Source organism: Allobosea sp. TBD101, from assembly GCF_059817965.1.
The window spans coordinates 1,522,718-1,534,690 of sequence record NZ_CM187543.1 but is presented as its reverse complement, the minus strand read 5'-3'; the positions used below and the strand labels follow the sequence as shown (position 1 = coordinate 1,534,690).

The following is an 11,973-nucleotide window of genomic DNA, read 5'->3' as shown; positions in this document are numbered from 1 at the left end:
GCAGCTCCCTTTTTTGTTCTTGCAGCAGGGCCGTACCAGAGGCACGGCCCGCCAGCCCGATCACATATGGATCTGGCGCTTGTCGACCGCGAGCGCAGCTTCCTTCACCGCCTCGGCCAGCGTCGGATGGGCGTGGCAGGTGCGAGCGAGGTCTTCGGCCGAGCCACCGAACTCCATCAGCACGGTCACTTCCGCGATCAGGTCGCCGGCATGCGGGCCAATGATGTGGCAGCCGAGCACGCGGTCGGTCGCCGCATCGGCCAGCACCTTCACGAAGCCATCGGTGTGGCGCATGGCGCGGGCGCGGCCGTTCGCCGTGAACGGGAACTTGCCGACCTTGTAGGCGACGCCGGCCGCCTGCAGCTCTTCCTCGGTCTTGCCGATCGCGGCGACTTCCGGCGCGGTGTAGACGATGCCGGGAATGGCGTCGTAGTTCACATGGCCATGCTTGCCGGCGATGATCTCGGCGACGGCGACACCCTCATCCTCGGCCTTGTGCGCCAGCATCGGCCCGCGCACCACATCGCCGATCGCGTAGATGCCGGCGACATTGGTCTTGAAATGATCGTCGATGACGACGCGGCCGCGCTCGGTGGCGACGCCGGCCTTGTCGAGGCCGAGGCCATCCGTGTTCGGACGGCGGCCGATCGCGACCAGCACGATATCGGCATTGAGCGTGGTCGCCGTGCCGCCGGCGGCGGGCTCGACGGTGACGGTCGCGCCCTTCTTTCCGGTTTCGACCTTGGTGACCTTGGAACCGAGCTGGAAGGTGAAGCCCTGCTTCTGCAGGATGCGCTGGAACTGCTTGGCGACCTCGCCATCCATGCCGGGCAGGATGCGGTCGAGATATTCGACGACGGTGACCTTGGCGCCGAGACGGCTCCAGACCGAGCCGATCTCGAGGCCGATCACGCCGGCGCCGACCACGACGAGCTCCTTCGGCACAGCGCCGATCTCGAGCGCACCGGTCGAAGTCACGACGGTCTTCTCGTCGATGGTCACGCCCGGCAGCGGCGCCGATTCCGAACCCGTCGCGATGACGATGTTCTTGGTCTCGATCTCCTGCGCCTTGCCGTCCCCGGCGGTCACGATGACCTTGCCGGCGGCGGGGATCGAGGCGGTGCCGTGGAAGGCGTCGATCTTGTTCTTCTTCAGCAGGAAGCCGACACCGGTGACGTTCGCATCGATCGTCTCCTGCTTGTGGGCCATCATCGCCTTGAGATCGAGCTTCGGCTTGCCGACGACGATGCCGAGCTTCTCGAAGGTGTGGCCGGCTTCCTCGAACATCTCGGAGGCGTGCAGAAGCGCCTTGGAGGGGATGCAGCCGACATTGAGGCAGGTGCCGCCATGGGTCTTGCGCTTCTCGACCACCGCGACCTTGAGGCCGAGCTGGGCGGCGCGGATGGCGCAGACATAGCCGCCGGGGCCGGTTCCGATGACGACGAGATCGTAGGCCGCAGCCATAGTGACTTCCTTTCCTGTGTTCGAATGCGGCGGCGCTTCAGCGCCCGCCGGTCACGTTCAAGACGGTTCCGTTAGTGTAGGAGGCCTCATCCGAGAGCAGCCAGGCGATCGCCTGCGCCACCTCGCGCGCCGTGCCCTCGCGCTTCATCGGAAGCTGGTCGCGCAAAGCAGCGACGCGATCGGGCATGCCGCCGCTGGCATGGATCTCCGTATCGATGATGCCGGGCCTGACGGCATTGACCCGGATGCCCTCGGCCGCGACCTCGCGGGCGAGGCCGAGCGTGAAGATGTCGATGCCGGCTTTCGCTGCGGCATAGTCGAGATATTGCCCGGCGCCGGCCAGCACCGCCGCAGCGGAGGACAGGTTGACGATGCCGCCACCCTGCCCGCCATGGCGGGTCGACATCCGCTTCACGGCCTCGCAGGCGCAGAGAAAGCTGCCGGTCAGGTTGATCCGGAACATCCGGTCAAGCCGGCTCAAGTCCATCTCGTCGAGGCGCTGCGGGGCATCGATCACGCCGGCATTGTTGACCAGTGCCGTCAATCGCCCGAGCTGGTCGGCCGCCGCGAAGATCGCGGCGACATCGGCCTCATTTCCGACATCGCCCTTGACCGCGACCGCCTGCCGGCCTTGGCCGTTGACGGCCGCGACCGTATCAGCCGCGGCCTCAGTATTGGACTGGTAGTTGACGACGAGATCGTAGCCGCGCTCCGCGAGCAGGATCGCGGTCGCCCGGCCGATTCCCCGGCTGCCGCCGGTGACGATCGCAACGCCCGACACGTCCTGCTCCGCGCGATCAGAGATCGAGGACGAGGCGCGCCGGATCCTCCAGGCCTTCCTTGATACGGACGAGGAAGGTCACGGCTTCCTTGCCGTCGATGATGCGGTGGTCGTAGCTGACCGCGAGATACATCATCGGGCGGATCTCGATCTTGCCGTTCACGACGACCGGACGCTCCTGGATCTTGTGCATGCCCAGGATCGCCGACTGCGGCGCGTTCAGGATCGGGGTCGACATCAGCGAGCCGTAGACGCCACCGTTCGAGATGGTGAAGGTGCCGCCCTGCATCTCCTCGATCGAGAGCTTGCCGTCACGGGCCTTGCGGCCGAACTCGCCGATCTTCTTCTCGACGCCGGCGATGGAGAGCTCGTCAGCATCGCGCACGACCGGAACCACCAGGCCCTTCTCGGTGCCGACGGCGACGCCGATATGGTAGTAGTTCTTGTAGATGATGTCGGTGCCGTCGATCTCGGCATTGACCGCCGGGATCTCCTTCAGCGCCTGCACGCAGGCCTTCACGAAGAAGCCCATGAAGCCGAGCTTCACGCCGTGCTTCTTCTCGAACACGTCCTTGTACTGGTTGCGCAGCGCCATCACGCCGGACATGTCGACCTCGTTGAAGGTCGTCAGCATCGCCGCGTTGGACTGGGCTTCCTTGAGGCGGCGCGCGATGGTCTGGCGCAGCTTGGTCATCTTGACGCGCTCTTCGCGGGCGCCGTCATCCGGCGCCGACGGCGCGCGGACGGCGATCGGCGCAGGCGCGGCGGTCGGGGCGGCAGCGCCGCCGGTCGCGATCGCGGCGAGCATGTCGCCCTTGGTCACGCGGCCATCCTTGCCGGAAGCTGCGACCTTGGACGGATCGACGCCGCTCTCGGCAGCGAGGCGCGAGACGGCCGGGCCGGAATCGGCGGCCTTGGTCGCGGCAGCCTTCGGGGCCTCGGCGACAGGAGCCGGAGCGGCGGCAGGCTTGGCCTCGGCCTTCGGAGCGGGAGCAGCAGCGGCGCCGCCTTCGGCGATGGTGCCGAGCAGGGCGCTAACGCCGACGGTATCGCCTTCCTTGGCGACGATCTCGCCGAGCACGCCGGCGGCCGGCGCGTTCACTTCCAGCGTCACCTTGTCGGTCTCGAGCTCGACGAGGGGCTCGTCGGCCTTCACCGCCTCGCCCGGCTTCTTGAACCACTTGCCGATGGTGGCCTCGGAAACGGATTCGCCGAGGGTGGGTACGCGGATTTCGGTCGCCATGTCAGGCCTCTGTTGTCTCGTTCTCTGGCGGCAGGTTCGGCACCGGCTGAGGCGCCGATGCAGCAATGAAATCCGGCGGCGCGCTCAAGGCGCCGCCGGGAGGGTCGTCAGGCCGCGAAGGCCTCGTCGAGGAAGGCGTTGAGCTGGGCGAGATGCTTGGACATCAGGCCGGTCGCAGTCGCGGCCGAGGCCGGGCGGCCGACATAGCGCGGGCGCTTCGACTTCGAGCCGGCATGGCCGAGCACCCATTCCAGATAGGGCTCGACGAAGGTCCAGGAGCCCATGTTCTTCGGCTCCTCCTGGCACCAGACCACGTCCGCGCCCTTGAAGCGCGCCAGCTCCTGAGCCAGCGTCTTCAGCGGGAACGGATAGAGCTGCTCGACGCGCATCAGGTAGACATCGTCGACGCCGCGCTTCTCGCGCTCCTCCAGCAGGTCGAAATAGACCTTGCCCGAGCAGAGCACGACACGGCGGATCTTCGAGTCCTTGACCAGCTTGGTGGTCGACTTGCCGCGCTCGGCATCGTCGGCCAGCACGCGGTGGAAGGTCGAGCCCTCGGCGAGGTCGGCGAGGTCGGAGATGCAGCGCTTGTGGCGCAGCAGCGACTTCGGCGTCATCAGGATCAGCGGCTTGCGGAAGTCGCGCTTCAGCTGGCGGCGCAGGATGTGGAAGTAGCTCGCCGGCGTCGAGCAGTTCGCCACCTGCATGTTGTCCTCGGCGCACATCTGCAGGAAGCGCTCCAGGCGGGCGGAGGAATGCTCCGGGCCCTGGCCCTCGTAGCCATGCGGCAGCAGGCAGACGAGGCCGGACATGCGCAACCACTTGCGCTCGCCCGACGAGATGAACTGGTCGAACACGACCTGCGCGCCGTTGGCGAAATCGCCGAACTGCGCTTCCCACATCGTCAGAGCGTTCGGCTCCGACAGGGTGTAGCCGTATTCGAAGCCGAGCACGGCCTCTTCCGAGAGCATCGAGTTGATGACCTCGTAGCGAGGCTGGTCCTCGCGGATATGGTTCAGCGAGGTGTGGCGGGCTTCGGTCTCCTGGTCGATCAGCACCGAATGGCGCTGCGAGAAGGTGCCGCGTTCGCAATCCTGGCCGGACAGGCGGACCGGATTGCCGTCGAGCAGCAGCGAGCCGAAGGCCAGCGCCTCGGCGGTCGCCCAGTCGATGCCCTCGCCGGCCTCGACCGCCTTCTTGCGGTTGTCGAGGAAGCGCTGGATCGTCTTGTGGACGTTGAAGCCGGCCGGAACGGCCGTGATCTTCTCGGTGATCTCCCTGAGCACCGCCGCCGGCACGCCGGTGGCGCCGCGGCGCGGATCGTCCTCGTCGGCGCGGATCGCCTTCATGCCGGCCCAGCGGCCGTCGAGCCAGTCGGCCTTGTTCGGCTTGAAAGCCTGGCCGGCGTCGAACTCGATTTCCAGCTTGCCCTTCCAGGCGGCGCGCATTTCGTCGAGCTCGCCGGCGGTGATCACGCCCTCGGCTTCGAGCTTGGCGCCATAGAGCTCCAGGGTCGACTTATGGCCGCGGATCTTGCGGTACATCAGCGGCTGGGTGAAGCCCGGCTCGTCGCCTTCGTTATGGCCGAAGCGGCGATAGCAGAACATGTCGATCACGACCGGCTTGTGGAACTTCTGCCGGAACTCGATCGCGACCTTGGCGGCGAAGACCACCGCTTCCGGATCGTCGCCGTTCACATGGAAGACCGGAGCCTCCACCATCTTCGCCACGTCGGACGGATAGGGCGAGGAGCGCGAATAGCGCGGATAGGTGGTGAAGCCGATCTGGTTGTTGATGATGAAATGCAGCGAGCCGCCGGTGCGGTGGCCCTTGAGGCCGGAGAGGCCGAGGCATTCCGCCACGACACCCTGGCCGGCGAAGGCCGCGTCGCCATGGATCAGCAGCGGCAGCACCTTGGAACGCTCGACGATGTCGCCGAACTGGTCCTGCTTGGCGCGCACCTTGCCGAGCACGACGGGGTCGACGATCTCGAGATGCGACGGGTTGGCGGTCAGCGAGATATGGACGTTGTTGCCGTCGAACTCGCGATCGCTGGAAGCACCGAGATGGTACTTCACGTCGCCCGAGCCCTCGACGTCATCAGGCGCGAAGGAGCCGCCCTTGAACTCGTGGAACAGCGCGCGATGCGGCTTGCCCAGAACCTGGGTCAGCACGTTGAGGCGGCCGCGATGGGCCATGCCGAAGACGATGTCGCGCACGCCGAGCGCGCCGCCGCGCTTGATGATCTGCTCCAGCGCCGGGACCAGCGCCTCGCCACCATCGAGGCCGAAGCGCTTGGTGCCGGTGAACTTGAGATCCAGGAACTTCTCGAAGCCCTCGGCCTCGACGAGCTTGTTCAGGATCGCCTTCTTGCCTTCCTTGGTGAAGGCGATCTCCTTGTCCGGCCCCTCGATGCGCTCCTGCAGCCAGGCCTTCTGCTCGGGGTCGGAGATGTGCATGAACTCGATGCCGACCGTGCCGCAATAGGTCCGCTGCAGGATCGCGACCATCTCGCGGATCGAGGCGAACTCCATGCCGAGCACGTTGTCGATGAAGATCTTGCGGTCGAGGTCGGCGTCGGTGAAGCCGAAGGCGGCCGGCGACAGTTCCTCATGGTCGGTGCGGCTCTCGATCCCCAGCGGGTCGAGCTTGGCATGGAGATGGCCGCGCATCCGGTAGGCGCGGATCAGCATGATCGCGCGCACGGAATCGCGGGTCGCCTGCTGCACGTCGGCTGCGGAAAGCGCGGCGCCGGCAGCCTTGGCCTTGGCGCCGAGCTTGTCGGAGATCACCTTCTCGACGACGGCCCAGTTGCCATCCAACGCCGAGACCAGCTCGCCATTGGCGACGACCGGCCAGTGCGGCTTTTTCCAGGACGCGCCCTTGGCATTCTGCAGGACGGCTTCCTTGTCGTCCTTCAGCGCACCGAAGAAGCTCTGCCACTGCTCGTCGACCGACTTGGGATCGGCCTCGTAGCGGGCATAGAGGTCCTCGATATAGGCAGCGTTGCCGCCATAGAGGAAGCCGGTCTGCGCGAGAGCCTCGTTGATGTCCTGGCGAGCCATGATGCTCCTGCCTTCCTTCGCCGCTTAAGCCATGTCCGAACCCCTGCCCGGACATCCTTGATTCTGCCGTCATGCCCGGGCCTGCCCGGGGCAACTCCTCGGGATTTGGCGGCGCGTCATGGCCGGCTCAAGGCCGGTCATGACGCGCCAAAACGCCTCAGCCCTTCAACACTTCGACCAAGGTCTTTCCAAGGCGCGCCGGCGAGGGCGAGACCCGGATACCGGCCGCTTCCATCGCCGCGATCTTGTCCTCGGCGCCGCCCTTGCCGCCCGAGATGATCGCGCCGGCATGACCCATGCGGCGGCCGGGAGGGGCCGTGCGGCCGGCGATGAAGCCGACCATCGGCTTCTTGCGGCCGCGCTTGGCCTCGTCCTTGATGAACTGCGCCGCGTCCTCTTCGGCCGAGCCGCCGATCTCGCCGATCATGACGATCGACTGGGTCTTGTCGTCGGCCAGGAACATCTCGAGCATGTCGATGAACTCGGTGCCCTTGACCGGGTCGCCGCCGATGCCGACGGCCGTGGTCTGGCCGAGGCCCTCGTTCGTGGTCTGGAACACCGCCTCATAGGTCAGCGTGCCCGAGCGCGAGACGATGCCGACATTGCCCGGCTTGAAGATGTTCGCCGGCATGATGCCGATCTTCGACTGGCCGGCGGTGACGACGCCCGGGCAGTTCGGGCCGATCAGGCGGGTCTTGGAGCCAACCAGCGAACGCTTGACGCGGACCATGTCAAGCACCGGGATGCCCTCGGTGATGCAGATCACCAGCGGGATCTCGGCATCGATCGCCTCGCAGATCGCGTCCGCAGCGCCCGGAGGCGGCACGTAGACGACCGAAGCGTCGGCGCCGGTCTTGGCCTTGGCCTCGTGCACGCTATCGAAGACGGGCAGGCCGAGATGGAGCGAGCCGCCCTTGCCCGGCGAGGTGCCGCCGACCATCTGCGTGCCATAGGCGATCGCCTGCTCGGAGTGGAAGGTCCCGTTCTTGCCGGTGAAGCCCTGGCAGATGACCTTGGTGTTCTTGTCGATCAGGATGGACATGTCTGCTCCTCAGGCCTTCTTGATCGCGGCGACGATCTTCTGCGCGGCGTCGTCGAGGTCGTCGGCGGGGATGACGTTGAGGCCGGACTCGCGGATGATCTGCTTGCCTTCCTCGACATTCGTGCCTTCGAGACGCACGACCAGCGGAACCTGAAGGCCGACGGCCTTCACGGCGGCGATGACGCCGCGCGCGATGACGTCGCACTTCATGATGCCGCCGAAGATGTTGACGAGGATGCCCTTCACCTTCGGGTCGGCGGTGATGATCTTGAACGCCGCCGTCACCTTCTCTTCGGAGGCACCGCCGCCGACGTCGAGGAAGTTGGCGGGCGATTCCCCATAGAGCTGGATGATGTCGAGCGTCGCCATGGCGAGGCCGGCGCCGTTGACCATGCAGCCGATCGTGCCGTCGAGCGCGATATAGGCGAGGTCGTACTTGGAGGCCTCGATCTCCTTCTCGTCCTCTTCAGTCGTATCGCGGAGCGCAACGACCTCGGGGTGACGATAGAGCGAGTTCGAGTCGAACGAGACCTTGGCGTCCAGGCACTTGAGCTGGCCCTGGGTGGTCACGATCAGCGGGTTGATCTCCAGCATGTCCATGTCCTTGGCCACGAACGCGTTGTAGATCTGGCCGAGCACGGTGCCGGCCTGCTTGGCGAGGTCGCCCTTCAATCCGAGGATGCGCGCCATGGCGCGGCCGTGATGCGGCATGATGCCGGTGGCCGGATCGACCGAGAAGGTCTCGATCTTCTCGGGCGTGTCATGGGCCACGGCCTCGATGTCCATGCCGCCCTCGGTCGAGACGACGAAGGCGATGCGCGAGGTCTCGCGGTCGACCAGGGCCGAGAGGTAGAACTCCTTCTCGATGTCCGAGCCGTCCTCGATATAGAGGCGGTTGACCTGCTTGCCGGCCTCGCCGGTCTGGATCGTGACCAGCGTGTTGCCGAGCATTTCCTTGGCGTGGGCCTCGACCTCGGCCACCGACTTGGCGAGGCGAACGCCGCCCTTGGCATCGGCCGGCAGTTCCTTGAACTTGCCCTTGCCGCGCCCGCCGGCGTGGATCTGCGACTTCACGACGTAAAGCGGCCCCGGCAGCTTCTTGGCGGCCTCGACCGCCTCCGCCACCGTCAGCGCCGGGAAACCGGCCGAAACGGGCGCGCCGAATTCCTTGAGGATGGCTTTGCCCTGGTATTCGTGGATGTTCATGTGCTCGGTTTCCCTGACAGCGACCGAAAATTGACGAAAGGGCGGCCGCGCGTATCCGCGCCGCCGCCCTTGCTTAAATCACGCGAGTGACGAGTCGATGTTCTTGCAGGCGTCGATCAGGCCCTGCACCGAAGCCACCGACTTCGCCAGCATCTCCTTCTCGGCGCCGTTGAGGCGGATCTTGACGACGCGCTCGACGCCCTTGGCACCGATCACGACGGGAACGCCGACGAACATGTCCTTGACGCCATACTGGCCCTTCAGCGCAGCCGCCGCCGGCAGGACGCGCTTCTGGTCCTTGAGATAGCTCTCGGCCATCGCGATCGCGGAGGCAGCCGGGGCATAGAAGGCCGAGCCGGTCTTGAGCAGGTTGACGATCTCGCCGCCGCCCTTGCGGGTGCGCTCGACGATGGCGTCCAGCTTCTCCTGCGTGGTCCACTTCATCTTGACGAGGTCCGGCAGCGGGATGCCGGCGACGCCCGAGTAGCGAACCAGCGGCACCATGTCGTCGCCATGGCCGCCGAGCACGAAGGCCGAGACGTCCTTGACCGAAACGTTGAACTCCTCGGCGAGGAAGTGGCGGAAGCGGGCGCTATCGAGCACGCCGGCCATGCCGCAGATCATGTTGGGCTTCAGGCCCGAGAACTTCTGGAGCGCCCAGACCATCGCGTCGAGCGGGTTGGTGATGCAGATCACGAAGGCCTTCGGGGCATACTGCTTGATGCCCTCGCCGACCGACTTCATCACCTTGAGGTTGATGCCGATCAGGTCGTCGCGGCTCATGCCGGGCTTACGCGGCACGCCGGCGGTGACGATGATCACGTCGGCGCCCTTGATGTCCTCGTAGGAGTTCGTGCCCTTGTAGCCGGCGTCGAAGCCGTCGACCGGGGCGGACTCGGCAATGTCCAGGCCCTTGCCCTGCGGAATGCCCTCGGCGATGTCGAACAGGACGATGTCGCCCAGTTCCTTGAGGCCGGCGAGGTGAGCGAGCGTGCCGCCGATCTGGCCGGAGCCGATGAGGGCGATCTTCTTACGGGCCATTGCCTAGTCCTTTGTTTCTGGCGCGACCATCGATCCGGCCTTTGCCGGCTTCGACATTCAAAATGCCTTGGCGCTGCGACAGGTCAGCTCCCCGGGGAGAACCGGCCAAACCGTGCGTTCCTTTGGCCCAAACCGGCCTTTTGCCGCAACCCTCGCCGCAAAAGCGGCTTTTCTCGGGCAGCGGACGCTACGCGCGATATTGCGCGAGAGCGGCTTATATTTTTCAATAGCTTAGATGAGACCGGCAATCGCACTCGGCTCCACCAGGAACGAAATCCGGCAATTACAATTTACAGATATTGTAATTCGTCACCGGATTATTCACACGATCCCGCTGCCGAGCACCCGCAAGATCACGCGGATCAGGGTCGAGAGCCGCGTATCGACCGAGGCCTGCGGCACGTCCGCCTCCAGTGCGAGCGAGGCCGGATGGATGAAGCGGTTGGTGGCGTCGATGACGAAGGCGATCGCCCGGTCGCGGTCGCGCGGCTCGAACACGCCGGTCGCCATGCCCTCGTCGACCACCCGTTCGAACAGGGCGCGCACGCGCGTGCGGTTGCGCCGGCTGATCGCGTGCCGCTTGGCCACCGCCAGCGACAAGGCCGCGAAGAGATGCGGCTCCTCGGTCAGCAGGTCGCGATTGGCCTTGGCAAGCGCCAGGATCAGGCGCTCGAGCTTGTCGTCGGCCGGGTCGGGTCCGTCGGCGACATCGGCGAGCCGGCGCTCGGTCGCCTTCAGCCAGACATCGACGACGGCGTCGATCAGCGCGCCCTTGGAGGGAAAGTAGCGATAGACATTGGCATGGGTCATGCCCGCCTCTTCCGCCACCGCGACGACGGTGAAGCGCTTCAGCCCGAACTTGCGCAGATGCTCGCCGGCGACCGTGAGGATGCGGGTCTCGCTCGGTTCGCGCTGCGGCATCGTCAGGTCTCCACCAGCCCCGTCGTATCCCCGCTCGCCGTGGAATCCGGCCGGCCATGCGGCATCGCCAGATACGCCTCGGAGCGCATCTCGATCAGGCGGGAGACGGTGCGGTCGAACTCGAAGGCCTCGCGCCCCTTGTTCGCGCGATAGAGCTCATGCGGTTCGGCCGCCGCCGAGGCGACGAGCTTCACATGATGCTCATAGAGCGTGTCGATCAGGATGATGAAGCGCTTGGCCTCGTTGCGCCGGTCGAAATCGAGGATCGGGATATCGTCGAGCACCAGCGTATGGAAGCGCTGTGCCAGCGCGATGTAGTCGGAGGCGCCATAGGCCTGCGCGCAGAGATCGGCGAAACCCGCCCGCGCCACGCCGCCGGCCGCCTGCGGCAGGACGAGATCGTGGCCCTGCACGGTGAGGACCGTACGCTGGCCCTGCGCCTTGCCCGACAGCGCCTTGAAGGCGGTATCGAGCGCAGCCTTCGCCTTCTCGTCGGCCGGGGCATGATAGACCGGCGCACCGCCCAGCTTCTCCAGCCGGAAATCGGTGCGCGCATCGAGCTTGAGCACCTCGACCTTGGTCTGCAGCAACGCGATGAAGGGCAGGAACAGCGCCCGGTTGAGCCCGCCCTCATAGAGCCGCGACGGCTCGACATTCGAAGTCGCGACCACCACCACGCCCGCCGCGAACAGCGCCGTGAACAGCCGCCCAAGGATCATCGCATCGGCGATATCGGTGACGGTGAACTCGTCGAAGCAGAGCAGATAGGCCTCCTCCGCCAGCGCGGCCGCAACCGGCGCGATCGGATCGGCGTCCTTGACCTCGCCGCTCTTGATCTTCTGGCGGAAGGCATTGATGCGGCCGTGGACGTCGGCGAGGAATTCGTGGAAGTGCACGCGGCGCTTGCGCTTCACCGGCGCCGCCTCGAAGAACATGTCCATCAGCATGGTCTTGCCGCGGCCGACCGAGCCCCAGACATAGAGCCCTTTCGGCACCGCCGCCGTGTCCGGCTTCTTGCCGAAGAGCCAGCCGAGCGCGCTGCCCTTGCGGGCCAGGCGCCGGGCGGCCAGCGTTTCGGTCAGCGCCTGGAGCTTCTTGACCACCACGACCTGCGCGGGATCGCGCTCGATGGCGCCCGCCTCGACCAGGGCGGCATAACGGTCGGTGATCGAGGCTGACATGACGGCGGGCGCTGGCGATCCAGAAAAGA

The 11,973-nt window shown here is 66.2% G+C and carries 9 protein-coding genes; all 9 read right to left on the bottom strand.

Translation table 11 applies throughout. From position 1 onward, the window contains the following. Positions 1-60 precede the first annotated feature (60 nt). The 9 genes from lpdA to zapE all read right to left on the bottom strand — a co-directional run bounded on the left by lpdA (position 61) and on the right by zapE (position 11,944). Positions 61-1,464: a dihydrolipoyl dehydrogenase gene (gene lpdA, locus AC6RIC_RS07170; RefSeq protein ID WP_454655707.1), complete on the bottom strand. Its 1,404-nt coding sequence runs from the start codon at positions 1,462-1,464 to the stop codon at positions 61-63. Between the two features lie 37 nt (positions 1,465-1,501). Further along, the gene (locus AC6RIC_RS07165) at positions 1,502-2,245 is read right to left on the bottom strand and encodes an SDR family oxidoreductase (RefSeq protein ID WP_499735649.1); all 744 of its coding nucleotides are present in this window, start codon (positions 2,243-2,245) and stop codon (positions 1,502-1,504) included. Positions 2,246-2,261: 16 nt separating this feature from the next. Further along, entirely contained in the window at positions 2,262-3,488 is a 1,227-nt protein-coding gene (odhB, locus tag AC6RIC_RS07160; protein ID WP_499735648.1) for a 2-oxoglutarate dehydrogenase complex dihydrolipoyllysine-residue succinyltransferase, read from the bottom strand. A 107-nt stretch (positions 3,489-3,595) separates the two neighbouring features. Beyond that, positions 3,596-6,553, bottom strand: coding sequence for a 2-oxoglutarate dehydrogenase E1 component (locus tag AC6RIC_RS07155; RefSeq protein WP_499735647.1), 2,958 nt, complete (start codon positions 6,551-6,553; stop codon positions 3,596-3,598). Between the two features lie 157 nt (positions 6,554-6,710). Continuing rightward, positions 6,711-7,595 (bottom strand): succinate--CoA ligase subunit alpha, encoded by an 885-nt coding sequence (gene sucD, locus AC6RIC_RS07150; protein ID WP_499735646.1) that lies wholly within the window; start codon positions 7,593-7,595, stop codon positions 6,711-6,713. 9 nt (positions 7,596-7,604) lie between these two features. Continuing rightward, a complete protein-coding gene (gene sucC, locus AC6RIC_RS07145; protein WP_454655703.1) occupies positions 7,605-8,801 on the bottom strand; it encodes an ADP-forming succinate--CoA ligase subunit beta in 1,197 nt (398 codons plus the stop codon). Between the two features lie 78 nt (positions 8,802-8,879). Beyond that, complete coding sequence (gene mdh / locus AC6RIC_RS07140; protein WP_257731091.1) at positions 8,880-9,842, bottom strand: malate dehydrogenase; 963 nt, start codon at positions 9,840-9,842, stop codon at positions 8,880-8,882. Between the two features lie 321 nt (positions 9,843-10,163). Continuing rightward, on the bottom strand, positions 10,164-10,763 hold the full coding sequence (locus AC6RIC_RS07135; protein ID WP_061969969.1) for a TetR/AcrR family transcriptional regulator: 600 nt from the start codon (positions 10,761-10,763) through the stop codon (positions 10,164-10,166). Positions 10,764-10,765: 2 nt separating this feature from the next. Continuing rightward, a complete protein-coding gene (gene zapE / locus AC6RIC_RS07130; RefSeq protein ID WP_499735645.1) occupies positions 10,766-11,944 on the bottom strand; it encodes a cell division protein ZapE in 1,179 nt (392 codons plus the stop codon). Positions 11,945-11,973: the final 29 nt, after the last annotated feature.